At 64.7% G+C, this 26,319-nt stretch carries 19 protein-coding genes, 1 tRNA gene, 1 pseudogene and 1 riboswitch; of the genes and pseudogenes, 6 read left to right on the top strand and 15 right to left on the bottom strand.

Annotation, left to right across the window (positions count from 1 at the left end; all coding sequences use genetic code 11):
• Position 1: 1 nt before the first annotated feature.
• The 6 genes from QF036_RS05535 to QF036_RS05510 all read right to left on the bottom strand — a co-directional run bounded on the left by QF036_RS05535 (position 2) and on the right by QF036_RS05510 (position 8,540).
• A complete protein-coding gene (locus tag QF036_RS05535; RefSeq protein ID WP_307099943.1) occupies positions 2-1,414 on the bottom strand; it encodes an L-serine ammonia-lyase in 1,413 nt (470 codons plus the stop codon).
• A gap of 147 nt (positions 1,415-1,561) precedes the next feature.
• Positions 1,562-2,878, bottom strand: coding sequence for a serine hydroxymethyltransferase (gene glyA, locus QF036_RS05530; RefSeq protein ID WP_307099941.1), 1,317 nt, complete (start codon positions 2,876-2,878; stop codon positions 1,562-1,564).
• Between the two features lie 29 nt (positions 2,879-2,907).
• Positions 2,908-3,291, bottom strand: a complete 384-nt coding sequence (gene gcvH / locus QF036_RS05525; RefSeq protein ID WP_307099938.1) for a glycine cleavage system protein GcvH — start codon at positions 3,289-3,291, stop codon at positions 2,908-2,910.
• Positions 3,292-3,470: 179 nt separating this feature from the next.
• Positions 3,471-4,634: a glycine cleavage system aminomethyltransferase GcvT gene (gcvT, locus tag QF036_RS05520; RefSeq protein ID WP_307099936.1), complete on the bottom strand. Its 1,164-nt coding sequence runs from the start codon at positions 4,632-4,634 to the stop codon at positions 3,471-3,473.
• Positions 4,635-4,729: 95 nt separating this feature from the next.
• Positions 4,730-7,588 (bottom strand): aminomethyl-transferring glycine dehydrogenase, encoded by a 2,859-nt coding sequence (gcvP, locus tag QF036_RS05515; protein ID WP_373460089.1) that lies wholly within the window; start codon positions 7,586-7,588, stop codon positions 4,730-4,732.
• Between the two features lie 189 nt (positions 7,589-7,777).
• A riboswitch (glycine riboswitch) is annotated at positions 7,778-7,876 on the bottom strand.
• Positions 7,877-8,000: 124 nt separating this feature from the next.
• Positions 8,001-8,540, bottom strand: coding sequence for a TetR/AcrR family transcriptional regulator (locus tag QF036_RS05510; RefSeq protein WP_307099932.1), 540 nt, complete (start codon positions 8,538-8,540; stop codon positions 8,001-8,003).
• Between the two features lie 66 nt (positions 8,541-8,606).
• On the opposite strand from QF036_RS05510, the gene QF036_RS05505 reads away from it, so the two are divergent.
• A complete protein-coding gene (locus QF036_RS05505; protein WP_307099929.1) occupies positions 8,607-10,184 on the top strand; it encodes an MFS transporter in 1,578 nt (525 codons plus the stop codon).
• A gap of 83 nt (positions 10,185-10,267) precedes the next feature.
• Here QF036_RS05505 and QF036_RS05500 read toward each other — a convergent pair whose 3' ends face one another.
• Positions 10,268-10,747: a Dps family protein gene (locus QF036_RS05500; protein WP_307099928.1), complete on the bottom strand. Its 480-nt coding sequence runs from the start codon at positions 10,745-10,747 to the stop codon at positions 10,268-10,270.
• 215 nt (positions 10,748-10,962) lie between these two features.
• Between QF036_RS05500 and QF036_RS05495 the strand changes: the two genes are divergently transcribed.
• Genes QF036_RS05495 through QF036_RS05485 form a run of 3 tightly spaced genes read left to right on the top strand, consistent with a single transcriptional unit; the run spans position 10,963 to position 14,639 of the window.
• Positions 10,963-12,036, top strand: coding sequence for a nitrilase-related carbon-nitrogen hydrolase (locus tag QF036_RS05495; RefSeq protein ID WP_307099926.1), 1,074 nt, complete (start codon positions 10,963-10,965; stop codon positions 12,034-12,036).
• Positions 12,037-12,047: 11 nt separating this feature from the next.
• Positions 12,048-13,058: an agmatine deiminase family protein gene (locus QF036_RS05490; RefSeq protein WP_373460260.1), complete on the top strand. Its 1,011-nt coding sequence runs from the start codon at positions 12,048-12,050 to the stop codon at positions 13,056-13,058.
• Between the two features lie 12 nt (positions 13,059-13,070).
• Positions 13,071-14,639: an APC family permease gene (locus tag QF036_RS05485; RefSeq protein ID WP_307099921.1), complete on the top strand. Its 1,569-nt coding sequence runs from the start codon at positions 13,071-13,073 to the stop codon at positions 14,637-14,639.
• 131 nt (positions 14,640-14,770) lie between these two features.
• On the opposite strand, the gene QF036_RS05480 is transcribed toward QF036_RS05485, so the two are convergent.
• From QF036_RS05480 to QF036_RS05470, 3 genes are all read right to left on the bottom strand, one after another.
• On the bottom strand, positions 14,771-15,319 hold the full coding sequence (locus QF036_RS05480; RefSeq protein WP_307099919.1) for an AMIN-like domain-containing (lipo)protein: 549 nt from the start codon (positions 15,317-15,319) through the stop codon (positions 14,771-14,773).
• A gap of 356 nt (positions 15,320-15,675) precedes the next feature.
• Positions 15,676-15,978: a DUF4193 domain-containing protein gene (locus QF036_RS05475; RefSeq protein ID WP_307099917.1), complete on the bottom strand. Its 303-nt coding sequence runs from the start codon at positions 15,976-15,978 to the stop codon at positions 15,676-15,678.
• A gap of 103 nt (positions 15,979-16,081) precedes the next feature.
• Positions 16,082-16,309, bottom strand: coding sequence for a hypothetical protein (locus QF036_RS05470; RefSeq protein ID WP_307099915.1), 228 nt, complete (start codon positions 16,307-16,309; stop codon positions 16,082-16,084).
• 216 nt (positions 16,310-16,525) lie between these two features.
• On the opposite strand from QF036_RS05470, the gene QF036_RS05465 reads away from it, so the two are divergent.
• On the top strand, positions 16,526-16,873 hold the full coding sequence (locus QF036_RS05465; RefSeq protein WP_307099914.1) for a hypothetical protein: 348 nt from the start codon (positions 16,526-16,528) through the stop codon (positions 16,871-16,873).
• A 37-nt stretch (positions 16,874-16,910) separates the two neighbouring features.
• Here the strand turns inward: QF036_RS05465 and QF036_RS05460 are convergent.
• The 5 genes and pseudogenes from QF036_RS05460 to QF036_RS05440 form a co-directional block, all read right to left on the bottom strand.
• Positions 16,911-17,114 (bottom strand): annotated as a pseudogene (locus tag QF036_RS05460) (aldehyde dehydrogenase family protein); the annotation flags it as partial.
• Between the two features lie 112 nt (positions 17,115-17,226).
• Positions 17,227-17,293, bottom strand: a tRNA-Ser gene (locus QF036_RS05455).
• A gap of 151 nt (positions 17,294-17,444) precedes the next feature.
• A complete protein-coding gene (locus QF036_RS05450; protein ID WP_307099913.1) occupies positions 17,445-18,584 on the bottom strand; it encodes a competence protein CoiA family protein in 1,140 nt (379 codons plus the stop codon).
• Positions 18,585-18,588: 4 nt separating this feature from the next.
• On the bottom strand, positions 18,589-18,906 hold the full coding sequence (locus tag QF036_RS05445) for a hypothetical protein (RefSeq protein WP_307099911.1): 318 nt from the start codon (positions 18,904-18,906) through the stop codon (positions 18,589-18,591).
• A 223-nt stretch (positions 18,907-19,129) separates the two neighbouring features.
• Positions 19,130-21,862 (bottom strand): hypothetical protein, encoded by a 2,733-nt coding sequence (locus tag QF036_RS05440; RefSeq protein WP_307099909.1) that lies wholly within the window; start codon positions 21,860-21,862, stop codon positions 19,130-19,132.
• Between the two features lie 679 nt (positions 21,863-22,541).
• On the opposite strand from QF036_RS05440, the gene QF036_RS05435 reads away from it, so the two are divergent.
• Positions 22,542-26,075: an SIR2 family protein gene (locus QF036_RS05435; protein WP_307099907.1), complete on the top strand. Its 3,534-nt coding sequence runs from the start codon at positions 22,542-22,544 to the stop codon at positions 26,073-26,075.
• Positions 26,076-26,319: the final 244 nt, after the last annotated feature.

Genomic DNA, 26,319 nt, shown 5'->3' with positions numbered 1-26,319 from the left:
GTCAGCACTCGACGACGTTGACGGCGAGGCCGCCCATCGCGGTCTCCTTGTATTTGGAGCTCATGTCCTTGCCGGTCTCGCGCATGGTCACGATGACCTCGTCCAGCGAGACCCGGTGCGAGCCGTCGCCCCACAACGCCATCTTGGCCGCGTTGATGGCCTTGGCGGCGGCGATCGCGTTGCGCTCGATGCAGGGGACCTGGACCAGTCCGCCGATCGGATCGCAGGTCAGCCCCAGGTTGTGTTCCATCGCGATCTCGGCGGCGTTCTCCACCTGCGCGGGTGTGCCGCCCATGACCTCGGCAAGGCCGGCTGCCGCCATTGACGACGCCGATCCCACCTCGCCCTGGCAGCCCACCTCCGCGCCGGAAATGGACGCCTGCTCCTTATAGAGCACCCCGACGGCGCCGGCGGTCAGCAGGAACTTGACCACCACGTCGTCGCGGTCTTCCTGGGTTGCCTGGTCCATGCCCGGCGCGAAGTGCAGCGCGTAGTAAAGAACAGCCGGGATGATGCCCGCGGCGCCGTTCGTCGGGGCAGTCACCACGCGCCCGCCGGAGGCGTTCTCCTCGTTGACCGCCAGCGCGATCAGGTTCACCCACTCCTGCCAGTACTTCGGGTCCCGGTAGTCGGGATCGTGGTCCCGGCTTTCCTTCAGGAGCCGATCGTGCCAGTCCGGGGCACGACGGCGGACCTTCAGCCCGCCGGGCAGCAGCCCCTCACGCTTGAGGCTGGTTGCCACGCAGCCCTCCATCACCGAGTAAATATGCAGCAGGCCTTCCCGGATCTCCTCGTCCGAACGGGAGGCACGCTCGTTGACCAGCATGACCTCGCCGACGGAGAGTCCCTTGGATTGGCAGCGGCCCAGTAGCTCGGCTGCGGTCCGGAACGGCAGCGGCAGCTCCTTCTTGGACTCATCGAGCTCCTTCAGGGCCGCATCCTCCTCGCCTTCGCGGACAATGAACCCGCCGCCGACCGAGAAAAAGGTGGCACTGTGCAGGACCTCGCCCGCAGCGTCCGAGACCGCGAAGGTCATGCCATTGGTGTGCCGCGGCAGGATGGTCAGCGGCCGCAGGACCATGTCCTTCACCCCGTAGGGCAGGGCGACGGACCCGGCCAGCTGCAGGGTCCCGGTCGCGTCGATCGCAGCCAGCCGCTCCTCGACCTCATCGGGCAGGATCAGCTCGGGATGGAAGCCTTCCAGCCCGAGCAGGATCGCCGTCATGGTGCCGTGGCCGTGCCCGGTGGCGGCGAGTGAGCCGTAGAGGTCCACGCGCAGCGACGCCACGTCCGCCAGCTTGCCGGACGCCTTCAGCTCCTCGGAGAATACCGCGGCAGCGCGCATGGGACCCACCGTGTGGGAACTGGATGGGCCTATTCCGATAGAGAAGAGATCGAAGACTCCAACGGCCATGGTCGGTTCCTAACTAAAATGCTGTGATCCAGCAGATGGTCCTGCCGGTAGGCGGCAGAGCCGCGGTTGACGGTCCTGCAGCCGGAAGACTCGACGGCGGCCGGCGGCTTGTGGCAGCCGCCCGCCGTCGTGCTCTTTTAATCCACGCTACGCGGTTTTTGCCGCGGCGAGGTCTTGTACTGTCGGATAGAGTGGGTGGGCTTCGGCGAGTGCCTCCACACGGTGACGCAGGCCCAAGAGGTCCGCGCCGGCGTCGGCAATTAGGGCCTCTGCGATGATGTCTGCGACCTCGGCGAAAGCGGCTTCGCCGAAACCTCGCGTCGCGAGGGCCGGGGTGCCGATGCGCAGCCCGGAGGTGACCATCGGCGGACGCGGATCGAACGGCACGGCGTTTCGGTTGACGGTGATGTCGATTTCCGCGAGGCGGTCCTCGGCCTGCTGGCCGTCGAGTTCGCAGTTGCGCAGGTCCACCAGCACCAGGTGCACATCGGTCCCGCCGGAGATCACGCTGATCCCCTTGGCGGTGACATCCGGCTGGACCAACCGGTCGGCCAGGATCCGGGCACCGGCGAGCACGCGCTCCTGGCGCTCCTTGAACTCCTCGGAGGCGGCGATCTTGAAGGCCACGGCCTTGCCGGCGATTACGTGCTCCAGCGGACCGCCCTGCTGGCCGGGGAACACTGCCGAGTTGATCTTCTTGGCAACGTCGGCGTCGTTGGTCAGGATGATGCCGCCGCGCGGACCGGCGAGGGTCTTGTGCGTCGTCGACGTCGTCACGTGCGCGTGCGGGACCGGTGACGGGTGCAGCCCGGCGGCAACCAGGCCGGCGAAGTGGGCCATGTCCACCATCAGGTAGGCACCCACGGAGTCAGCGATCCGACGGAACTCGGCGAAGTCCAGCTGCCGGGCGTAGGCGGACCAGCCGGCGACGATCAGCTGCGGCTTGTGTTCTTGGGCCAGGCGCTCCACCTCGGCCATGTCGATCCGGTGGTCCTCTTCGCGGACCTGGTACGGGATCACGTTGTACAGGCGCCCGGAGAAGTTGATCCGCATGCCGTGGGTCAGGTGCCCGCCGTGCGCCAGGTTCAAGCCCATGATGGTATCGCCCGGCTTGATCAGGGCGTGCATCACCGACGCGTTGGCCTGCGCGCCGGAGTGCGGCTGAACGTTCGCGTACTCGGCACCGAACAGGGCCTTGACGCGGTCAATCGCCAGCTGCTCGATAACATCCACGTGCTCGCAGCCGCCGTAGTAGCGCTTGCCCGGGTAGCCTTCGGCGTACTTGTTGGTCAGCACCGACCCCTGCGCCTGCATCACGGCCGCGGCGGTGTGGTTCTCCGACGCGATCATCTCCAGGCCCGAACGCTGGCGGCCGAGCTCGTCGTCGATCTTCGCCGCGATCTCCGGATCCAGCTCCGCGAGCTCCGCATTCAGGCTCGGGGATACGACCTGCTCGAAAGCCACTGTCTCTGTGCCTGCGGCACCTGCCGCGCTCACAGCTCGCCGCCGTTCTTGGCAGCGTATTCCTCGGCCGACAGCAGCGGGCCCTCGGAGTCAGCGGCCACCTTGAACAGCCAGCCGGCGCCGTACGGATCATTGTTGATCAGAGCGGGGTCCTCGATGACCACCGGGTTGATCTCCGTAACCTCACCCGTCACCGGGGAGTACAGGTCCGAGACCGACTTGGTGGACTCCACCTCGCCGCAGGTCTCCCCCGCGGTTACGGCCGAGCCGACCTCGGGCAGGTCCACGTAGACAATGTCGCCGAGGGCGTCAGTGGCCACGGCGGAAATACCAATGGACACAACGTTCCCGTTCTCGCGGGAGACCCACTCGTGTTCGTCGGAATACTGCAGTTCAGCGGCAACTTTTGCCATGTTTTCTTCCTTACGTTTGAAATCGTGTGGTTCCGTACAGCGGTGCGTGGTCGGCAAGCTCGACCCCCAATGATCGAGCTTGATGAGGCTCGGTTCCGACAAGCTCAACCAGCGGCTTGGGTGCCGGATTCTTCCGGTCAGCGGCTCACAGCCAGCGACTCACGGCCGCGGCCGTCGGGCTACTTGGAGCGCTTGTAGAAAGGCAGTGCGACGACTTCGAACGGCTCCGCCTTGCCGCGCAAGTCGATGTCCAGTGCCGTGCCGGGTTCGGCGTAGGCGACGTCGACGTAGGCCATGGCAACCGGGTAGCCGAGGGTCGGGCTGGGCTGGCCGGACGTTACTTCGCCAACGACGTTGCCGTCCTTGAGCACCGGGTAGTGCCCGCGGCCGGCGCGGCGGCCCAGGCCCTTGAGGCCCACGAGCTTGCGGCCCGAGGTGGAACCGGCGCCGGCTTCCTTCTTGGCTGCCAGCGCGGCCTTGCCCACGAAGTCGCCTTCCTTGGACAGCGCGACGACGGGGCCCAGGCCGGCGGCGAACGGGTCCCCCTCGAGGGAGAGTTCGTTGCCGTACAGCGGCATGCCGGCCTCAAGGCGGAGCGAGTCGCGGGAGGCGAGCCCGGACGGCGTCAGCTCCCCCTCGTCCGCGATGGCGACGATCGACTGCCAGAGGGCGGCGGCGTCGTCGTTCTCCACGAAAATCTCGAAGCCGTCCTCCCCGGTGTACCCGGTGCGGGCCAGGAGCAGGTTCCGGCTGGCGCCGCCCACCAGGAAGGACACCTCGACGGCGGCGTAGTACTTGAGTCCGGTCACCAGCTCGTGCTGGGCTGCCGGGACCAGGCGCAGGAGGATCTCCTCGGCCTTGGGACCCTGCACGGCGATCAGTGATGTGGCGGCGGAAACGTCGTCGACGGCAACCTCGAACCCGCCCTCCCGGGCAGATCCAGACCGCTGCGCCAGTGCCTCGGCCACGACTTTGGCGTTGCCGGCGTTGGGCACAACCAGGAACCGGTGGTGGCCCTCTGCGTCTGCCGGCCGGCGGTACACGATGAGGTCGTCGATGATGCCGCCGTCCTCGTTGCAGATCAGGGAGTACTTGGCCTTGCCTACGGCCATGGCGGAGATCTTGCCGGCCAGGGCGTAGTCGAGGAACGCTGCGGCGTCCGGGCCGGTCACCCAGACTTCGCCCATGTGGGAGAGGTCGAAGATGCCGGCCGAGTTGCGGACGGCGTGGTGCTCGGCCAGTTCGGAGCCGTACTTCAGCGGCATCTGCCAGCCGCCGAAGTCGGTGAACGAGGCGCCCAGCTTCTTGTGCTCCTCGTAAAGGGCAGTGTAGTTCTCAGTCATTGAGGAATCCTTTGTGTGCGGATCGAGCCTGGGCGGCCCGGGGTTTCGACAAGCTCGACCACCGGGGCGCCGACAGGCTCAACCACCGGACGAATCTAGTTCTCGAAGGCTTCAATCGGCGGGCAGGAGCAGACCAGGTTGCGGTCGCCGGCTGCGCCGTCGATGCGCCCCACGGGCGGGAAGTACTTGTCCTGCTTGAGCGTGTGCACGGGGAACACGGCCTGCTCGCGAGGGTAGGCGCGGTCCCAGTCGGAGCTGATCGCAGCGGCAGCGGTGTGGGGTGCGTTGCGCAGCGGGCTGTTTTCCACGGTGAAGTCACCGTTGGCAACCTGGTCGATCTCGCCGCGGATGGCGATCATGGCCTTGATGAACCGGTCGATCTCGCCCAGGTCCTCGGACTCGGTGGGTTCGACCATCAGGGTACCGGCCACCGGGAACGCCAGTGTGGGCGCGTGGAAGCCGTAGTCGATCAGGCGCTTGGCCACGTCCTCGGCGGTGACGCCGGTCCGGGCGGTGAGTTCGCGCAGGTCCAGAATGCACTCGTGTGCCACGAGGCCGCCTTCGCCCGTGTAGAGCACGGGGAAGAAGTCGTTGAGGCTGGCGGCAACGTAGTTCGCGGCGAGCAGCGCGGACTTGGTGGCTTCGGTAAGGCCGCTGCCGCCCATGAGCTTGACGTACGCCCAGGAGATGGGCAGCACGCCGGCGGAGCCGAAGCGCGAGGCGGAGATCGGAACGTCGTTGCCTTCGGTCCAGGTGGCAGCATCGCCCGGCATGAAGGGGGCCAGGTGTGCCTTCGCGGCGACCGGGCCGACACCGGGTCCGCCGCCGCCGTGCGGGATGCAGAAGGTCTTGTGCAGGTTCAGGTGGGACACGTCGCCGCCGAACTTGCCGGGCTGCGCGAGCCCGACGAGCGCGTTGAGGTTGGCCCCGTCGATGTAGACCTGGCCGCCGGCGGCGTGGATGGCGTCGCAGACCTCGCGGACGTCGGCGTCGTACACGCCGTGCGTGGACGGGTAGGTGATCATGATGCAGGAAAGTGCATCCCGGTGCTGCTCGATCTTCGCGTACAGGTCAGCGTGGTCAATCGTGCCGTCAGCGGCGGTGGCCACCACGACCACCTTCATGCCGGCCAGCACAGCCGAGGCGGCGTTGGTGCCGTGCGCCGAGGCCGGGATCAGGCAGATATTGCGCTGGTCGTCGCCGCGGGACAGGTGGTAGCCGCGGATGGCCAGCAGCCCGGCGAGCTCACCCTGCGAGCCGGCGTTCGGCTGGATGGACACCTGGTCGTAGCCGGTGATCTCGGTCAGCTGCGACTCGAGGTCGGCGATCAGTTCACGCCATCCCTCGGTCTGGGAATCCGGCGCGAACGGGTGGATCGAGGCGAACTCCGGCCAGGAAATGGCTTCCATCTCCGCCGTGGCATTCAGCTTCATGGTGCAGGAGCCCAGCGGAATCATGGTGCGGTCCAGCGCCAGGTCACGGTCGGAGAGCTTGCGGATGTAGCGCAGCAGCTGGGTCTCGGAGCGGTGCGTGTTGAACACCGGGTGCTGCAGGTACGCGGAGGAACGCTCGACGGCGGCGTCCAGGGCGAAACCGTCAGCCGCCTCCACTGCCCCGGCACCGAAGGCGGCCAGAACGTCGGCCACGATGGCCGGTGTCGTTGTTTCATCGGTGGAGATGCCAATGGTGTCGGCGTCGATGCTGCGGAGGTTGATGCCCTTCTGCTCGGCGGCGGCGATGATGCCGGCGGCCTTGCCCGGGACGGAGACCGTCACCGTGTCGAAGAAGCTGGTGTGCAGGACGTCCAGGCCGGCGGCCTTGAGCGAGGCGGCCACGGTCCTGGCGTGGCCGTGGGCGGTTTCGGCGATCGCCTTCAGGCCCTCCGGTCCGTGGTAGACGGCGTACATGGAGGCAACGATGGCCAGCAGCGCCTGTGCCGTGCAGATGTTGGACGTGGCCTTCTCGCGGCGGATGTGCTGCTCGCGGGTCTGCAGCGCGAGGCGGTAGGCGGGAACACCGGCGGAGTCCTTGGAGACGCCCACCAGGCGGCCGGGCAGGGATCGTTCCAGGCCCTTCTGCACGGCCATGTAGGCGGCGTGCGGGCCGCCGTAGAACAGCGGAACGCCCAGGCGCTGGGCGGAGCCGACGGCGATGTCCGCGCCCTGCTCGCCCGGAGGCGTGATGAGTGTCAGGGCCAACAGGTCAGCGGCCACCGTCACCAGGGCTCCGCGTTCCTTGGCGGCGGCGATGACCTCACTGTGGTCGAAGACGCGGCCGGAGACACCGGGCTGCTGGAGGACAACGCCGTTGATGTCGCCGTCGGGCAGTCCCTGCGAGAGGTCCGCCACCTCCACCTCGAACCCGAGGGCTTCGGCGCGGCCCTTGACGATGGCAATGGTCTGCGGCAGGCAGTCCGCATCCAGGACCGTCTTGCCGTCGTGGGCGGTCTTGTTCTTGTTGGCCCGGCGCATCAGCAGCACAGCCTCCGCCACCGCAGTCGCTTCATCCAGCAGCGAGGCGTTGGCGATGGGCAGGCCCACCAGGTCCTGGACCATGGTCTGGAAGTTCAGCAGGGCCTCGAGACGGCCCTGGGAGATCTCCGGCTGGTAGGGCGTGTACGCGGTGTACCAGGCGGGTGCCTCAAGGACGTTGCGGCGGATCACCGGGGGCGTCACGGTGTCGTAGTAGCCCTGGCCGATCATCTGGACGGCGGTCTTGTTCTTGGCCGCGAGCTTCCGGAGTTCCGCGAGCGCTTCCACTTCGCTCAGGGCCGGCGCGAGCTGCAGCGCTGAGTCCTGGCGGATGTCGTTGGGCACTGCCGTATCAACCAGCGCGTCGACGGTGTCGTAGCCGACGGCCTTGAGCATGGCTTCGACGTCGGCCTGGCGGCGGGCGCCAATATGCCGGTCAACGAAGGACGAGGAGGCTGAATTAACGGTCAAAAGGAACTCCATAACTAAGGCGACGCAGGGTACGCCACATTGATTCGGGTTCCTCCCCGCTCTGTATTGGACCTGAGAGTTTCCGCGGTGCTGCGCTTTCGCACAGCTCCGCTTGCACCGTCGGTGAGCACAGCGTGCCCTGAACTGTCCGCGCGACGGCGGAACATTTCCAGCGGGCAGCCTGCTGCTTTCCAGAGTTGCCTTGCCGCGGCGGTACATGGGCCTGAGAGATTCCTGGGGAGGTTTTGCTCCTACGGCGCCTGCTTGTACCTACTTGCAGGACTCTCCCGCCGCAGATCAAAGGCTTATTCAATTGAGCGGTGACAGCTGTCACAGAGGCTATTGTCCTACGCCGGGATCGCGTCTGCAAACTGTGGCAGCGTGGGCTGGCACACCCCCGACGGCGGCCAGCCCTGAGGCCGGTCTACCGCCTGAGCCGGTCAAGCGCGGCCAGGAGGCTTTCGACGTCGGCCGCCGTCTCGGAGGGCGACGCGGCCGGCCCGATTGAGAGCATGGCGTTGAAGTAGAGGCCGTCGCCCATGTACAGCACGGCCTTGGCCAGGCCCGGCCCGACGTCACGGGCGATCTCATCGAGCCACCGCTGCTGGATGTGGGCAAACCGGCGCCGCGTCTCCTCGTGCGCCACCTCGGCAAGCCTCGTCGCAGCCACGATGGCACGGTCCAGCGGAGTGTCCGCCCAGACGGACGATTTGATGAAGTAAGCGGCCGCGCCCTCGGGAGCCGCAGCCATGGCCCGGGCATCCGCTTCCGCGAACTCGTCGAGGCGGTCCAGCAGGACGCCGATCAGCGCTTCCTTGTTCGGAAAGTGGTACAGGAGCCCGCCCTTGGACACGCCGGCGCGGGCTGCCACGGCATCAAGGGTGGCGGCGCGCTCCCCCACCTCGATCAGGAGGGATTCGAACGCATCGAGCACTGCGCCGCGGGCGACCGGTTTTCTGGGCATGGCTTCCATCATGCCCGGTTCCAACCCAAGGCTATAACTGTACCGTCTGGACGGTATAGTTATTTCATGACCACGCACTCAACCCTTCGCCCGGAGCACGCGTCCGCAAACGAGGCCCCCGGTGGCGGCGCGCGCGACTGGTTCGCTCTGGCCCTGCTCATGTTCCCGGTCCTCCTGGTGGCCGTGGACAACACTGCACTGACGTTCGCCCTTCCCGCGATCGCCCGCAGCCTCGACCCCTCGGGCGTGCAGCTTTTATGGGTGGTGGATGCCTACGCCCTGGTCCTCGCCGGACTCCTTGTTGCCATGGGGAGCCTCGGCGACAGGATCGGGCGCCGCCGGCTGCTGCTGGTCGGCATTTCCGGCTTCGCCGTGGTCTCCGCGGCGTCGGCCTTCGCCCCGAGCGCCGAATGGCTCATAGCAGGCCGGGCGGCTCTCGGATTCTTCGGCGCCATGCTCATGCCGTCCACGCTGTCACTGATCCGCAACATCTTCCGGGAGCCGGGCAGGCGGAGGCTGGCCGTGGCCATCTGGGCCGCGGGGTTCTCCGGCGGCGCAGCGCTGGGGCCGATCTTTGGCGGCTGGCTGGTGGAGCATTTCTGGTGGGGCGCCGTCCTGCTCGTTGCCGTGCCCATCATGCTGCCGCCACTGGTCCTGGGCCGCTTCCTCATTCCGGAATCCAAGGATCCGAATCCCGGGCGCGTGGACCTGGCCAGCGTGGCGCTGTCGATGCTGGCCATGGTGCCGGTGGTCTACGGCATCAAGGAACTGGCCACCCATGGACCCGGCGTGACGTCACTCGGGGTTCTGGCATTTGGCCTGGCCATGGGACTCCTGTTTGTCCGCCGCCAGCAGACCCTCGCGTCCCCGCTCCTGGACACGTCCCCGCTCCTGGACATGTCACTGTTCAGGAACCGCGTGTTCAGCACTGCGATCACGGCAAACATCCTGGCGCTGTTCTCCTACAACGGCTTCATCCTGTTTCTGGCCCAGCACCTGCAGCTGCTCGAGGGCATGTCACCGTCGGAGTCGGGCACCGCCATGCTGCCGGCCCTGACGGCCACCGTGGTGGCGGGTTTGCTCGTGGTTCCGTTGGTCCGGAAGGTCCGGCCGGGCTTTGTGGTGGCCGCGGGACTGGCGCTGAGCGCCGCCGGCTACTCCGTCGTGGCGTTCGGCGATCACGACGCCGGGCCCACCGCGCTGCTGGCCGCCCTCCTCGTCCTGGCGCTGGGCGTGGGTTCTGCCGAGACCATCTCGAACGATTTGATACTGGGCGCCGTGCCCGCGGAAAAATCCGGCGCAGCGGCGGCCATTTCGGAGACCGGATACGAAGTGGGTTCACTCCTCGGGACAGCCCTCCTGGGGTCCATCCTGACCGCGTCATACCAGCAGCATCTCGCCCTCCCGGAGACCGTTGCCCGCGCGGTCCCGGCGGAGTCGGCGGACCAGGCCAGGGAGACCCTGGCAGGGGCCATGGAGCTCGCCGGGTCGCTCCCGGCCCCGCTGGCCGAAGGGCTCACGGCGGCCGCCCGGGCTGCCTTCGATTCCGGTGTCCACATCACCGCTGCGATCGCGCTGGTACTTATGGCAGGAGCCTCGGTGCTCGCCGCCGTCGTACTTCGCCGCATCCCGCACGCGAAGTAGCCGCCACAGAAATGGGCAGCCCCGGAGAATTTTCCCCGGGGCTGCCCATTGCAATCGGCTCTTGGCTTTGTCCCGCCGGCCGGCTACTTGCTGTCAGGGTGCGTGACGTTGGCCGACGCCTTCATGTTCTCGGCGCCAACCATCCACGCGTACTGCTCGAGCTTTTCGATGAAGGTATGCAGCAGGTCTGCAGTGGTGGGGTCCTCCTCATCCACCTCGTCATGGACCTTGCGCATGGTGCCTACGGCCGCTTCGAGTGCTGCCACCATGCGGTCGATCGCATCCTTGGTGTTGATGAGCCCGTCGGGGAACGGGGGAAGGTGGGTCGACTTCGCCACCGTGGCGCTGCGGCCGTCCGGCAGGGCGTGCAGGGCGCGCATGCGCTCGGCGATGTCGTCGGCAAAGGCCCGTGCGGCGTCGACGATCTCGTCGAGCTGAAGGTGCAGATCCCTGAAGTTGGTTCCAACGATGTTCCAGTGCGCCTGCTTGCCCTGGATGTGCAGTTCGATCAGGTCCGTCAGGACGGCCTGCATGTTATTGGTCAGTGTCGGTGAAGCCTTCATGAATCCTCCTCGATTGGTCCAGTGGTTTCGACGCTACATCAGCCGCGCCGGGACAGGGAGCGCCGGCGCCCAAATTTCACAATCAGCTTACTTACTACTTTGCAGGTCGTAAATGATCAGGATTCAAATAACCCTTGCCACGGCCGCGCTGCACGTGCATACTAAATGAACGTCATTCATTTAGTGACGGTCGTCTCACTGGAGTAATCATCATCATGATCGAAATAACCTGCCTCAACGCGCCTGCCTCCCTCGCCCGGACAGCGCCGTCCGGCCGTCCCGCCTTGAGGGTGGGCGTTGTGCAGCACCGCTGGCACAGCAGCGCCGCCGCACTCCGCGCGGAACTCAACGACGGCATCGACCGGGCCGCCCGGCTGGGCGCCACCGTGGTGTTCCTGCCCGAGCTCACCCTCTCCCGCTACCCCGCAGACCAGGTTCCGGAGAATGACCTTGCACGGCAGGGCCAGGACCGGCCGCGCCCCTCCGACACCGCCGAGGACCTGCTGACCGGCCCCACGTTCCGTTTTGCCGCCGAGGCCGCCCGCCGGAACGGCATCACCGTCCACGCCTCGCTCTACCAGCTCGCCGGCAACCCGGACGGCTCGGACGACGGCCTGGGCCTGAACACCTCCATCCTCGTGTCCCCAGCCGGCGAACTCCTGGCCGCCACCCACAAGCTGCACATCCCGGTGACCGCCGGATACTACGAGGACAAGTTCTTCCGCCAGGGTCCCGCAGCGGAGGACGCCTACCAGGTCCACGCCCCGGCTGAACTCGGCGGAGCCCGGCTGGGCATGCCCACCTGCTGGGACGAATGGTTCCCCGAACTGGCCCGCATGTACTCCCTCGGGGGCGCCGAACTGCTGGTGTACCCGACGGCGATCGGTTCCGAGCCGCTGTTCCCGGAGTTTGACACCCAGCCGCTCTGGCAGCAGGTCATCGTGGGCAACGGCATCGCCAACGGCCTGTTCATGGTGGTCCCGAACCGCTGGGGCCAGGAGGGCAGCCTGAACTTCTACGGGTCCTCCTTCATCTCGGACCCCTACGGCCGCATCCTGGTCCAGGCGCCCCGCGACGAGTCGGCGGTCCTCGTGGCCGACCTCGACCTGGACCAGCGCAGGGACTGGCTGACGCTGTTCCCGTTCCTGACCACCCGCCGACCCGACACCTACGCCCGGCTCACCGAACCGGTCCGCCCCGAGGAGCCGTTCGGCACGCCGGATGCACTGATCGTGACCAGTTCAACCACCGGGGTTTCGGCAGGATCAACCGCCGGGGTAAACGCGTGAGCACGTGGCGCATGCCAGCCGAGACGGCGCGCCAGGAGCGGCTCTGGATGGCCTTTCCCACCGGCGGCTACACCCTCGGCGACACCGCCGAGGCGGCGCACGCCGCCCGTTCCGTCTGGGCCGCCGTCGCGAACGCCGCCGTCGAGTTTGAACCGGTCACCATGGTGGTGGACCCGTCCGACGTCGGGACAGCCGCTCGCTATCTGTCCCCCGCCGTCGAAGTGCTGACGGCGGAACTCAACGACGCCTGGATGCGCGACATCGGCCCGACGTTTGTCCTGGACGGAAACGGCGCCCTGGGCGCCGTCGACTGGGTCTTCAACGGCTGGGGTGGCCAGGACTGGGCCAGCTGGGACAAGGACTCACTGGTCGCCGCCGAGGTGGCCGGACGGTCCAGCGCCCGGCACCTCGTGTCCGAACTGGTCAACGAGGGCGGCGGAATCCAGGTGGACGGCGAGGGCACGGTGCTGGTCACCGAAACGGTGCAGCTTGATCCGGGCCGCAACCCCGGCCTCAGCAGGGCCGACGTCGAGGCCGAACTGGCCAGGACCATCGGCGCCAAAAAGGTGATCTGGCTGCCCCGCGGCCTAACCCGCGACTCACAGCGGTTCGGAACGCGCGGGCACGTCGATATCGTTGCCGCCATCCCGTCCCCGGGCACCCTGCTGGTCCATTCCCAGCAGAACCCGGCCCACCCGGACTATGAGGTGAGCCGCGAAATCATCAGCTTCCTGTCCTCCACTACAGATGCTGCTGGCCGGGAATGGTCGATCGTCGAAGTCCCGGCACCCGTTGCCCTGACGGATCCGGAGGGCTTCGTGGACTACAGCTACATCAACCATGTGGTGGTGAACGGCGGCGTCATCGCCTGCACGTTCTCCGACCCCAACGACGAGAAGGCACTCCGCATCCTCGCGGATGCGTATCCTGGGCGCAAGGTGGTGGGCATCGATGCCCGCGAACTCTTCGCCCGCGGCGGGGGCATTCACTGCATCACCCAGCAGCAGCCCGCTGCAATCTAGAAAGGGCAAGTCATGAGCCAAACCACGCGTGAGAGCATCCAGCCCGGCGGGAAGAGCACTCCCCCGGCCGGCGCAGCATCGCACAGCATTACCGGGAAAGGCCTGAAGGGCGGGCAGTTGGGCCTCCTGGCCGTCGTCGTCCTGGGTATTTCCTCGGTGGCCCCGGCCTACAGCCTCACCAGTTCGCTTGGGCCCGCCGTCGGGGCCGTGGGAGTGCAGCTGCCGGCAATCTTTATCGTTGCGTTCATCCCAATGATCCTGGTGGCGTTCGCCTACCGCGAGCTCAACGCCGACTCCCCGGACAGCGGCACCTCGTTCACCTGGGCGACAAAAGCGTTCGGCCCGTTCGTCGGCTGGATGGGCGGCTGGGGTCTGCTCGCCGCCAACATCATTGTTTTGTCCAACCTGGCAGGCGTCGCGGTGGACTTCTTCTACCTCTTCCTGGCCCAGTTGTTCAACAACCCCGAGCTCGCGGACCTGACCTCCAACACCGCAGTCAATATTGCCACCTGCCTCTCGTTCGTGGCTCTCGCCGTCTGGGTCAGCTACCGGGGCCTGCACGCCACCAAGCTCGTGCAGTACAGCATGGTTGGTTTCCAGGTCCTGGTTCTGGGCGTCTTCATCGTCATGGCGCTCACGCACGCAGCATCCGGCGACGCCGGTCCGTCCCTCGCGTTCAGCTGGGACTGGTTCAACCCCGCCAAGATCGAGAGCTTCGAGCAGTTCACCGCCGGCATGTCACTGGCCGTCTTCGTCTACTGGGGCTGGGACGTTTGCCTGACCGTGAATGAGGAAACCAAGGGCGGCAGGGGCACCGCAGGCAAGGCGGGAACGACGACAGCGGTCGCCGTCCTGGCCCTCTACCTCGCCGTCATCGTGGCCACCATGATGGTAGCCGGCACCGGCGCCGACGGCATTGGTCTGAACAACCCGGACAACCAGTCGAATATCTTTGCCGCGCTGGCCTCGCCGGTGATGGGTCCGCTTGCCATCCTGATGTCCCTCGCCGTGCTCTCTGGCACCGCCTCGTCCCTGCAGTCCACCATGGCCTCCCCGGCACGCAGCCTGCTCGCGATGGGTCACTACGGCGCCCTGCCGCCGCGTTTCGCGTCAGTCAGCAAGCGCTTTGGCTCCCCCGGCTTCGCCACGCTGGTCGCGGGCGGGATCTCCGGCGGCTTCTACGCCGTCATGAAGGTGGTCAGCGAGAACGTCCTCAACGACACCATCCTGGCGCTGGGCCTGATGATCTGCTTCTACTACGGCCTCACGGCATTCGCCTGCACGTGGTACTTCCGGCACAGCCTGTTCTCCAGCGTCCGCAACTTCTTTATGCGGCTGCTGTTCCCCATGCTGGGCGGACTGGTCCTCACCGTCGTCTTCATCCAGACCGCCGTGGACAGCTGGGCGCCTGAGTTCGGCAGCGGTTCGGAGATCTTCGGCGTGGGGCTCGTCTTCGTGCTCGGCGTTGGGATCCTGGCCCTCGGGATCGCCTTCATGCTGGTGATGGCGCGGCTGCGGCCCGGCTATTTCCGCGGCGACACCATCCGCCAGGACACCCCCGCGCTGGTGGTCCCCGAATAGCCTTCACCTTGGACAAGCAGCGATGCCCCGCCTTCCGGTTGCCGGAAGGCGGGGCATCGCTTATTGGAGTCAACCAGCGTCTCAGGGACCCCTTGTCCCGTCAGCTGCCCTGCTCCCCTACCGCAGGTAACTCACCAGTAGTGGGCGACGTCGATGACGAGCCGGGAGCCGGAGCCAGGGCCATCCAGCGTGTACACCTTGAACGGCAGCCGGGCACGGACGCCCAGGCCAAGGGTGGTGTACCCCTCGAAGCTGCCGGCCCACGCCACCTGCCGGAACGTGTGGTATCCGGACACGTTGGTCACCTCGGACCGGTTGGCCGGAATGAAGGTGGCCTTGCCGGTGGCATTGTCATAGGCCGGCGAGTTGATGGTCAGCTGCAGGAAGGCCGCGCCACGGAGCTTGAGCGGCAGGCCGGACCCTTCCTGGGCCACCTCGGAAACGTAGCGGACGTTGTAGCCTTTGGCTTTGCCGTTGAGGTCGATCACCAGGCGGTCGAAGCAGTAGTGCTGCCCCGTGCGGACATTCGTGAGGGCTGCGGTGCTCATGGTCTTGTCTGCCTTCGCCAGCGAGCCCCACACCTGCCCGCAGTAGGAGGCTGCCGAGGCGGAGCCCGGAGCCAGCAGGCCCAGCCCAACAGCCAGAAATATGACTGTGAGCCAGGCGGGAATTCTTTTCATTTGGCCACCCCTTTCGGGTGAGTGATTGGATACCTCCAGAGTAGGGTCGCCAAAAGCCCTAAACGAGGGATGTGGCCGGTTCGGGGCGCAACCGTTAATGTCGCAAAATACGGGTCACGGGGCCGTGACTCCGGGCGTGCTTTTAAGGGCATCGAGAGGCGTTCGTGGCCCTTTCTCCACGCTTCCGTTACCGCAGGTAACGGCGTTTATCCGGGCATGAAAAAGCGAGGCGGGCACAAAAAGCGAGGCGCCGGCCTCCCCATGGGGAGCCGGCGCCTCGCGCGGCTTTGCTTTGGCGGCTGCCTGGCTATGAAGGCTGCCTGGCTGCAAAGCGGGATATGCGCGGAGTGGCTGTTTTAGCCTTCGCAGTCGTGGCAGTACTTCATGCCGTTCTTTTCCTTGGCTACCTGGGACCGGTGGCGGACCAGGAAGCAGGAGCCGCAGGTGAACTCGTCGGACTGCTCGGGGACGACGATGACCGTCAGTTCCTCGTTGGAAAGATCGGCGCCCGGAAGGTCGATGCCCTCGGCGGTGTCATTCTCGTCGAGGTCGATAACGGCGGTCTGGGCACCGCCGCCGCGGGACGCCTGGAGTGCCTCCAGCGATTCGGAGGGAGACTCTTCTTCTGTCTTGCGTGGGGCGTCGTAATCGGTAGCCATAGCGTTGTTCACTTTCGTTGCTGCACAGCGCCATTCAGGCACCTCAGTGAAGCAGTTTAGGTCATAAAGCGGCAACGTCAAGAATAGTGTGGCCAACGCGACACTAAATGGTCTTTTCCGCCTGTTTCGCGGCCTGGCCGGCGGCATTTCCGTGCGTCCTGAGCGCGTGGTCACCCCCGACAGCGACCCCGCTGAGCGCAGGCAGCCACGCCCACCGCGTGACCTCCTGGAGGACGTCGTTGGCCTGCTCGGTCGTGGGAGGAACCGGTGGCAACAGCAGGGCGTCCGCGAGCGCCGCGCGCATCCGGGCAAGCAACTCTGTGATGGTCATGGCGCAAAGCTATGCGGCCAGTGTTGTGGACACGTTTCGGCCGCGTCTCCGGGCAGTTAAACCACATGCCCCTACTGCCCGGTCCGGGGCCACCGGGACCGGGCCCAAAGGGGGCCACCGGGACCGGGGCCTACCCCGGGGACTGGCGGGGCGCCGTCGTCGGTCCTAGCCTTGAGCTGTTCTTGGATCTGACCACCCAGCAGGCGGAGGCACACCATGGCTACGAAACTGAACCGCAAGGCGTTGGAGCATGCACGCAGTCTCGTTAAGAACGGGAAGGTGGAGCGGGACATCCGTGATGACTGGAGTGAACACGCTCCCTCGGCGGACGACGAGAACTCCTTCATCGATAAGCACGGCTTCGACGAGTTCTCGAAGTGGCACCTCGGCATTGATAGCGAGAAGTCCGAGGGCACCAAGGGCAGCGTCAGTTTCCCCTTCGGAGACCTCAAGAAGGTCCACCGCTGCGCCATTATTTCGCTGGAGAGCCGGGCGGCCCAGTACGACCACGACGACATCCGCAAGGCTGCCAAGGACCTGCTGGAAGAGATCGACGCGGACTAACCGCAGCGTAGCCCGCACGAAGGAAACCCCTCCGTCCCAGGGTGTTGCCGGCGGCCAGGATCGGGGCAATCTTCCATGCGGCCATCAGCAGCGGGTAGTTCCAGGGCGTGATCACACCGACCACACCCACGGGCTCGCGGAAGACCACCGAGGTGTGGTTTTCCGCATAGTCGTCCGCACCGAGCGTGGTGAAGGCACGAGCAGCACCGGCCGAGAACCGGAAGGTGTCAATCGCACTCGAGAAGAACGCTGTTGAGCGTGGCTGGAGGGGACTCCGAGGGGTTGGCCGTCGAGGCGAAAAGAAAACCGCTCCGACACTGGACTTCTTCACAGTGTTAGAGCGGTTTTTTGTGAGCCCCCTGTCGGATTCGAACCGACGACCCCCGCTTTACAAGACGGGGTATCCCGGGTGCTCCCGGCGGTGCCCCGAAACGTCCCCTGACCAGCAACTTTGCAACTATTGGTGTTGAAATCGTACCTCTGTGTTCCCTGCAGTTCCCGTTCAAAGCGTGTCGTAAACGTGTCGTATCCACGTCGCTGACCAGTTAAGCCCTGTCATCCGCGGTACCTGTCATCCGCGGTATTCGTGGACCCTCAGGAGATCGATCACGTCCCGGACATTCTTGAGGTGTTCGATCCAGAACTTGGCGGATTCCTGCTCCGACAGCCATTGGGCGACCGGATAGCCGCGCTCCGCGTTAAGCCAGTTGTTGGCCAGTTCTTCGTGGAGAAATCCGACGACCTTCGCCCGGAGCCCGGCGGCCCAGCGGACCTGTTTTGGAGTGCCTTGTAGCACCGGCCACTTGGCTGGCCATCGATTGTCCACGCCGACCGAATACCCCTGCAGCTGCGCCTCATAGTGGCGGACGCGCGCCAGATCTTCAGCAAGGGCAGCGCGTCGGGCGGCCGCCTCCCGTGCCCTCTTGTCCGCCGCTTGTTCCGCCGCTTCGGCTGCCTCATCCTCGCTCCGGCGCCGCAGGGCCTCCTGCCGGTCGGCGACCGCCTGTTTAGCCTTCCTCAGGTGCTCTGAGTCGAGCCCGCCCGGGGTCAGGAGCCAATCGTCCAGGGCGCCCCCGATGGCCCTCTCTTCCGGCTCGGTTTCGTCCCCGGACTGGTAGCTGACACCGATCCGGCATTCCTGCTTGGCCCAGCCCCACCAGACCCTGAGGCTCCAACCACGCTCGGCCATTTCGGCTTTGAAGGCGTCGATGCTGGTGGATTCAAACAGCCAGTCGACGGCGGGAGCGCGGGTTCGGTACCGGGATGTGCGATCCCTCGCCGCAGTGCCGCTCAGCTGGGACCGCTGGACCTCCAGGGCTGCTTCGAAGTCCGGCCCGGTGGCCAGAACGTCGGTGCGTCCATCCTCCACGGAGACTTCCAGCTGACAGGTGAATCCCGGCATGGCGATGATCCAGTCGCGTAGGGCGTTCTGGATGGCCAGATGGGTGTACCGGTCAGTGATGGATCCGGAGCCCATCAGCGCGCACCTGACTCCCGCCCGGTGCCGGAAATGGGGGATGTTAATGTCACCGGTAGCGAACGTCAGTTCGGTGCCGCAGCCGCCCAGAGCCGTCGAGCAATGGAACGTATGCGCGGTTTTCAGTCGCCGTGCCGCGTTCCTGTCCGCCGGTGCACAGACCGGCACATCTGAGTCCGCCGAGTCCAGCACCGCGTAGATGTCGCGCTCCGCCGGCGAAAATCCGCTGCTCACGGCTTTAGCCCCGCAGCCTGCCTTTTTGCCGAGTGAATTCCTTGTCAGTGAGAGCGCCGGAGCCACGCAGGGCAGCGAGCTTCGTCAGCCCATCCGCCACGTTGGTTTCGTTCGAGGGTGCGCCGGCGGCCATGTTGCCCCCGAAGTCAGGGTGACGCCGGAACCAGGCTTCGATTTTCGCCCCGCCGCCCTCAAAGACCCGTGCCGAGGCCAGCTCTGCTCCGCTGCCGAAGACTTTCACCAGCTCATCGTTGGACTTCTTGTTTGGCTGGACGGAGAAGCGGGTCACGTCAATGATCCGCACGGAAAACTCAGGTGTCATTCTGATCCATTTGTAGAGGGTCACCTTTCCTTTGCGCTCATAGAGCGTCCCCACAAAGGCCCCAACGTTGTGGCTTTCGCAAAACATCTTTCCCCCTTCGGCCGTCCGGCCGCCTCCACAGCTGGCTCATCGTGAGGCTACTGCAACGCAACCGCAGATTTCCGCCGCGACACTTCCGTTCCTTGCGCTGGTGTAGATGCCGGCGGCCTCGCGGCGCCTCTGTTTACGGAATGCGAACCGTTGACGCGGAGTACTTGATGGCTGTGGTGTAGCCGGCCTTGGTGCCGACGATACGGACCTTGATTGTGTCGTAGCGGTCGGCGGCAACCAGCCGGTAGGTCCTCCCGGTTGCGCCGGCAATGGCGACACCTGACCGGTACCACTGGTATTTCAGGATCGTCCCGTAGGTCCAGGTCCCGGGCGCTGCGGTCAGCGTGTACCCGGAACGCGGCGTGCCGCTGATCCTGGGGACCGGTGCGACGAGCGTTCCGGCGACCACCGCTATGCTTGCCGCCGAGTCCTTGGCTAGTGTGGTGTATCCTGCCTTGGAGCCGGTGACGCGCACTTTTATGGACTTGCCGAGGTCTGCAGCCCCCAGTGTGTACTTGGCTACTGTCGCGCCGGCGATGGCGGCGCCGGAGCGGTACCACTGGTACTTGAGGATCGTCCCGGACATCCAGGTTCCAGGGGTAGCCGTCAGCGCGTAGCCAACCTTCTTGATTCCCGTGACGGTCGGAGCCGGAGCTGTCAGGGTTCCGGCAGCGACTGTCCCAGTTTCAAGTGAGTCCTTGGTGACGGTCGCGTAGCCCGGCTTGGAAATGCTGACCCGGAGCTTCACACGCTTGCCTAAATCGGTTGCGGAGAGTCGATACCCGGGTCCGATCTCACCGGGGACGGCGACGCCGGAGCGATACCACTGGTAACGCTTTGTCAGTTGGGGGTCGTAGAAGTTCGAGGCGCGGCCCGTATTCCAGGTTGTTGTATCGAAAGTCAGCACATTGCCCACCTTCACTGCACCGTTCACGACCGGTATTGGGGCTACAAAAACGGCAGGAGTTGCCTTCGCAGTGGGCAGGGATTCAACTGTGTGGGTGGCATATCCAGGTTTCGTGAGAGTCAAGCGGATAGATACGGCGTGACCAATGTCGGCAAGCTGAACGGAGTAGTCCATGCTTGTGGCTCCCGGGATCGCTACACCGTCCCGGTACCACTGGGAGGTCCGAGACTGCGCCGCTGGAGTTGAGAACCAGTCGTAGCTGTACCGTGGCACCGACAGTGTTTCCAGGTACTTGGGTGTCCCTGAGATCCTCGGAACCTGAACCTGGCCGAAGGAACCTTCGGCAATAGGCCCTGTCGAAGCGGATTCATTCATCAGGGGCGTATATCCTGGCCGGGATCCGGTGACCTGAACCGTGAAAGCCTGACCGGCATCCGCCCCGGCCAGCACGTAAGTGCTCTCAGTGGCACCGCTGATGGCAACACCAGAGCGGAACCACTGGTACTCCAGGCTCACCGGTGACGGCTCCCACGCCCCGGGGTTGGCCGTAAGAACAGAGCCGACCTTCAGATCACCCGTGATCGTCGGGACCGGCGCCGCGCCAAGCGCCCCCGGAGCAACGGCAGCAGTCGAGGCCGAGGACTTCGTCACAGCCTCATACCCGGACCTGGACCCGGTGACCTGAACCGTGAAGGCCTGACCGGCATCCGCCCCGGCCAGCACGTAAGTGCTCTCAGTGGCACCGCTGATGGCAACACCAGAGCGGAACCACTGGTACTCCAGGCTCACCGGTGACGGCTCCCACGCCCCGGGGTTGGCCGTAAGAACAGAGCCGACCTTCAGATCACCCGTGATCGTCGGGACCGGCGCCGCGCCAAGCGCCCCCGGAGCAACGGCAGCAGTCGAGGCCGAGGACTTCGTCACAGCCTCATACCCGGACCTGGACCCGGTGACCTGAACCGTGAAAGCCTGACCGGCATCCGCCCCGGCCAGCACGTAAGTGCTCTCAGTGGCACCGCTGATGGCAACACCAGAGCGGAACCACTGGTACTCCAGGCTCACCGGTGACGGCTCCCACGCCCCGGGGTTGGCCGTAAGAACAGAGCCGACCTTCAGATCACCCGTGATCGTCGGGACCGGCGCCGCGCCAAGCGCCCCCGGAGCGACTATTGGTGTCTCGACAGGGGCATGGCTGATGCGGTCGCCGGCCGTGAAACTTAGAACAGCCCCCAAATCGGCTTCCACGATGTCATAGTCGATCGACTCCGCACCGCTGATCTTGATTCCATCGCGGTACCACTGAGGCGATCGAATCCATTGGAGATACTCTGCGTGCCACCCCTCGGGAACGGCTAATGCCGCGGTTAGTCGCTGGCCCACTTGGGTCTGGCCTTCGATGGTGACGCCCGGATCAGGAAGCTTGATCGGCGGAACGGAAACGTCGGACGATCTGGCCTCTGTGTAACGAGCTACTCCCCATTGTGCAGCACTTACAACGACATGAATCTGGCCTTGGCCGACGTCAGGTAACCCTGGCCGATATGTCGGATCGGTCCGGGCGCCAGTGAGTTGTTCTTCCCCGCGGTACCACGTGTACTTCCAGCCGTAGAGAGGGGTCGGAGACCACGAACCGGGAGTTGCGAATAGTTCCTGACCGAAGGCCGGGTCGCCGATGATGGTCGGCTTTGAGGAGACGGTGAAGGCAGGAAGGTCGCTGAAAGCGGCGGCCTCGGTACCGAGATCGATGATTCCCGGAGCATCAAGGACAATTTCCCGCGCAGACGCGTATCCTTCAGCGTCGTCGAAGGTACTTTTGCCGCCAATCCACTTGTCAGCAAAGGTGAAAGGATTACGGCCGCCCCATCCGTAGCTGTCCATAAGCCTCACTTTGTAGACAGTGCGGCTGTCGGCACGGAAGTTGAAGCGTCCATTGGCATCCGTAGTTGTTTGCGCGCTCATGTCCTGGAAGCCTGAACCGTAAGGCTTGTCCGCTTCCGCATAGACGATTACGTCCATACCTGCCGCCGGTTCACTGTCGGGTCCAACGATCCGACCCGTGATTTTTGAGTCATAAGCGGGCGTAAATGCTTGCGCCGACAGTGCCCCCGACAGAAGCAACACAAGCACTAGGGCGGCAGCTACCGTTACGGCAATAGGTCGCGCTAGGGTCAAGCTCATCAAAGTCCCCCAAGGATACGGTCAAAGAGTTATGGCGAAGTTTAGCTTCCATCCGGAGACCTGATTTGCAGGACCGGCTAACTTCAGTGCTGGAGCCGGCTCCGTCCTGTTGAACACGGTGCCGGAAATGGCGCCCGCCTGAAGCTCTCAGATACACGGCGGTAGACGTCATTCCACTTGTCGTCATGCCCAGGCTTGAGTTGGGATGGCAGCCGGCAGTAGCTAGTCATTACCTCTACTCAACTGTCAGTTTCCTGCGTTGGGTCGAGTCGAATCATGCCGGTCGCGAAATGGCCGCTGCCAACTCATGTGCCAGCCGTGCCGATGTTCGCAGCTGTCGTTCTCCGTCGATACGATCATGTTGTGGTCACGTGTCCGATCGTCGAAGCGAACGGACGGTTTGCAGCACGAGCTTGCAATCAGCGCTAGTGGGGGGCATCAGATGTGGATAACCAGCGACGTGAACCTGCCGCAGGCCGTTCTCGACGCACAATCTGATGGGCGCTTAGTATTTTTTGTTGGCGCGGGGGCTTCGGTTGACGCTCCGTCAGGTCTTCCGCTTTTCGGCGAATTGGCGCGTCAGTTGGCAGTAATGGCACGGGTACCGTTCAAGAAGAACGTCGAGCTCGACTTTTTCCTGGGGTCGATGCCGGAGAGTTTCGAAACGCATCGCCACACCCGGAATATCGTCGCTCGCGAAGGCTCCGCACCGAACACCACTCACACAGCGCTCGTTCGAGTCGCTTCTTCAGTCGGCCAGCTGCGGGTCGTCACAACCAACTTCGATAACCACCTCTCGTCCGCAGCGGCTGCCGGTGGAATCGAGGTTTCCGACATGTGGATCGGTCCGGCCCTACCGCTCGGGGAAGATTTCACTGGCATTGTCCATCTTCACGGTTCAGTGCTCCGCGAACCTCGGGAGCTCGTTCTCACCGATGGAGACTTCGGGCGGGCCTACCTCACCAACGCCTGGGCTACCCGATTCCTGCTACCGATGTTCCAGAGGTTTACGGTGCTGTTCATCGGTTACAGCCATGATGACCCAATCATGAGATACCTCGCACTTGGCCTCCCGTCGGGGACGCCGCGATTCGCCTTCATGAGTGTCGACGACGTCGACGACGTTAAGTGGTCGAGGCTCGGGGTTGAGACGATCGGCTACCCTGTCCAGGGCCACGACCACACTGCGCTTGTGGCTGCGCTGGAGGCGTGGGATCTCCGCGCCCGGATGCGGCAGACCGAGCACCGCGCTCGGATCGTTGAAGTTGTCAACGGAGGACCAACTCTCACCCCGGTCGACTACGACTACCTCGTCGCTCAACTCAAGACCGCCAGCGGTGCAAGCGAGTTCGTCCATGCTGTCGGAGCTGCTGAACCGGTTCTCCAGGTCGCGTGGCTCCACTGGGCGGAGGAACTGCCGGAGTTCAAAGCGCTCTTCAATGGTCAGGACGGAGACGCCGCGGCCAATATCCTTGGGAACTGGTTCTGTCAGAACTTCATCGCGTCGCCCGAACTTCACGGAGCGGCATTGCAGACGCTGCAGCGGTTGGGCCAAGCGTTCAGCAACGGCCTCTTCCGTGCTGCCGGTTGGGCAGCCGCCGATCTGAGCAAGGCAGATGCTGACGCCGGGCGGCGATGGAAAGCGTTGCTCGCGACCTCAGTACACGGACACTCTGCACCGGTCGCCACTGAGACGCTACTGTCACACTTCCCGGCTGACCAGCCAGAGGATTTGACGGTAGTCAGAGCAGCTCTCAGACCCTACCTCGTGCTCAAGCGACGATGGTTCCTTGATGACTCCGAGGACCTGACTACTTTGCCGGACGCTGAAGTGCGGTGGAAAGCCGACGCGGACAACCTCATAAGACACGTGTTGACGGTTGTCGAGGCGACGCCTCATGGAGATCTGGCGCTGGGAGCGGTACTCGAGGAGTCGCTGAGCGCAGCTTACGACCTTCTCGACGCTTACCACGGTCTTCGCTCGTGGGATCCGTTGAGCTTCGGTCGATCGGCAATCGAACCACACGGGCAGGATCAGTTTCGCGATCCCGTCGACGCGGTCATCGATGGACTACGAGCGTATGGCGAGAAAGCCTTGGTCGCACGGCCGGAGCTGCCCGAAAAGTGGTGGTCGCTCGATCGAGTTCTCTTCCGCCGTCTCGCGCTCCATTTGGTCGCACTTGACGCCTCACGGTCATGCGACGAGAAGATCTCGTGGCTGCTCGAACGATCCGTTCTTTATGAAACCGACCTCAAGCACGAAAATTATCGGGTCCTCAAAGTGTCGGCTGAAAAAGCATCGAAAGAAGCCCGCGCGCGCCTTCTCGCGGCCGCGCAGGCCGGGCCAAGCCTCCCCGAAGACATCGCCGACATTGAAAGACACACCAAATACGCAACCTACAACTTGCTGGTTTGGCTGGCCCAGGTCGCACCTGGATGGTCAGAGGCTGGCGCAGCACTGGAAGCGGCGCAGGCCGCAAACCCTGACTTCGCCCCGCGTGGACATCCCGACTTCGACAGCTGGATGACGAGCGGCACCTGGGGTGGGAAACTGCCGATGGAACCGGAAGACTTTATCAGGCGCTTTGAAGCGGACCCCGCCGCCGCCGTCGATGACCTTCTCGCCCGGGACTACTCGGCGCGGAACTTCGACGAACCGGACTGGCGCGACGCTCTTTCCCTTGTGAGCCGAGTGGTTGAGTCCCGTCCAGAACTCGGCGAACAACTCTGGACACTCGTCGACGATCGGAGTGGGCTTGGTCCTCTGGCACACGACCTTCGACGAGCAACTGTCGAGGGCTGGGCACAGGCGACCTTGGGTGGGGCCGCCGATGCTGTCGTCGAACGAGTTGCAACACAGGTTCCAAATTCCGAATCCGCACGGTCAGTCAGCCGATTCCTACTGGAGCAGGTTCGCAAGCAGATCGAAAGTGACGAGACACCGGCTCTCGCTGGCATGCGACGCATCGCCTTCCGACTCTGGAGAGAGCACGGCCAGTCATTCACGCACGCGGAGGAACTGGACCCGAATTCGTTTGCTCCGCTCTACCTCAATTCCTGGCCAGGAGACCTCGCCCAGTACTGGATGGCCGAGGTTGATCGACGCTGGCGGAAGGATCGTGATGACTGGTCGGGCCTCAACGAGGACGAGCGCGACGCGCTGACACAACTACTCGACGGGCCGCCGCATGCGCTGGACGCCACCAGACCCGCTGTGGCGAGCCACTTGTTCTTTTTATTCGCCGCCGACGCGACCTTCACCACCGAGCATGTGCTTCCGCTATTCCGTGAAGACTCGACTGCGGCGTTGGTTTGGAATCCGTATTTACATCAACCCCGCTACAACGACAAGCTGCTCGCGGCCGGTCTCTTGGAGAGCACGATAGCGGAGTGGGCCCGGCTGGACGTGCTAGGGTCCCATCTCCGGAGTCAATTCTTCGCACTAGTCGCCTCTATTGTCTCTTTCGCTGGTATCACTCCAGAATCACGCCTAGCCCTGCTCGATCAAAGCGTGCTGGTCGACGACGGCGCCCACGCAGCGGAGTTCGCTCAGGCGATTGTTCGTTTCCTCCATTTGGACGGGATCGACGGCGCGGAGGTGTGGAAGCGATGGCTTCGCGACCACCTCACGACAAGACTGCACGGGGTGCCAAGGACCCCGAATATGGAAGAACTGACCTGCTGGGCAGATACTGTCCCTTACCTCGGCGATGAAATTCCCGAAGCGATCGAGCTGCTCAGCAACCACAGCATCGGTCTGGGCAGTCGGTTCTTCCGTCCGCATTTCCCAGAAGAAGCGCTCTCAGCTCATGGCTCGGTTCTGGTGTCACACTTCGCGGAACGCGTTCACAACTCTTCGCCCAGCAACTACTCCATCGTCCATCAGGTGAAGGAGCTGATCGATGCGTTACGCGGCGCCCTCGGCGACACAGGTGTGCAGCCGTTAGTCCACGCGGCGATGACGCGTGGATTCCTTGGCAATAGCAGCGACTAGGGATGCTCGCGATACTTGCATGAGGCTACGATGCCGAGACCAGATGGGCAAGGAACTTCACCGCGGCTCAAAACCCTAACTTGTGCGTAGGCAACGGGGATACGGGCCCCGCCGGAGCATCCTTCGGACGTGGGAAAACAGGAAGGTGTCCGTGTCGTCGTTGATCGTTAGCCGTCCCTGAAATGATGACGATCTCGAACGAGCTTCTGCTTGCCGGCTGAGCGAAGCGCAGGTGCCGGTAGAG

The sequence above is a fragment of the Arthrobacter globiformis genome, from assembly GCF_030817195.1.
In the GTDB taxonomy this organism is placed as follows: domain Bacteria; phylum Actinomycetota; class Actinomycetes; order Actinomycetales; family Micrococcaceae; genus Arthrobacter; species Arthrobacter globiformis_D.
The sequence above is the reverse complement of the archived record's forward strand: the minus strand, read 5'-3'. Positions and strand labels throughout refer to the sequence as shown.

Bases quoted from the DNA above. Each gene is read 5' to 3' on its own strand.
- gcvT (WP_307099936.1), bottom strand. From the start codon at position 4,634: ATGACTGAGAACTACACTGCCCTTTACGAGGAGCACAAGAAGCTGGGC.
- QF036_RS05475 (WP_307099917.1), bottom strand. From the start codon at position 15,978: ATGGCTACCGATTACGACGCCCCACGCAAGACAGAAGAAGAGTCTCCC.
- QF036_RS05510 (WP_307099932.1), bottom strand. From the start codon at position 8,540: ATGCCCAGAAAACCGGTCGCCCGCGGCGCAGTGCTCGATGCGTTCGAA.
- QF036_RS05535 (WP_307099943.1), bottom strand. From the start codon at position 1,414: ATGGCCGTTGGAGTCTTCGATCTCTTCTCTATCGGAATAGGCCCATCC.
- QF036_RS05470 (WP_307099915.1), bottom strand. From the start codon at position 16,309: ATGACCATCACAGAGTTGCTTGCCCGGATGCGCGCGGCGCTCGCGGAC.
- gcvH (WP_307099938.1), bottom strand. From the start codon at position 3,291: ATGGCAAAAGTTGCCGCTGAACTGCAGTATTCCGACGAACACGAGTGG.
- QF036_RS05505 (WP_307099929.1), top strand. From the start codon at position 8,607: ATGACCACGCACTCAACCCTTCGCCCGGAGCACGCGTCCGCAAACGAG.
- QF036_RS05495 (WP_307099926.1), top strand. From the start codon at position 10,963: ATGATCGAAATAACCTGCCTCAACGCGCCTGCCTCCCTCGCCCGGACA.
- QF036_RS05445 (WP_307099911.1), bottom strand. From the start codon at position 18,906: ATGACACCTGAGTTTTCCGTGCGGATCATTGACGTGACCCGCTTCTCC.
- QF036_RS05480 (WP_307099919.1), bottom strand. From the start codon at position 15,319: ATGAAAAGAATTCCCGCCTGGCTCACAGTCATATTTCTGGCTGTTGGG.
- gcvP (WP_373460089.1), bottom strand. From the start codon at position 7,588: ATGGAGTTCCTTTTGACCGTTAATTCAGCCTCCTCGTCCTTCGTTGAC.
- QF036_RS05490 (WP_373460260.1), top strand. From the start codon at position 12,048: ATGCCAGCCGAGACGGCGCGCCAGGAGCGGCTCTGGATGGCCTTTCCC.
- QF036_RS05440 (WP_307099909.1), bottom strand. From the start codon at position 21,862: ATGAGCGCGCAAACAACTACGGATGCCAATGGACGCTTCAACTTCCGT.
- QF036_RS05465 (WP_307099914.1), top strand. From the start codon at position 16,526: ATGGCTACGAAACTGAACCGCAAGGCGTTGGAGCATGCACGCAGTCTC.
- QF036_RS05485 (WP_307099921.1), top strand. From the start codon at position 13,071: ATGAGCCAAACCACGCGTGAGAGCATCCAGCCCGGCGGGAAGAGCACT.
- QF036_RS05500 (WP_307099928.1), bottom strand. From the start codon at position 10,747: ATGAAGGCTTCACCGACACTGACCAATAACATGCAGGCCGTCCTGACG.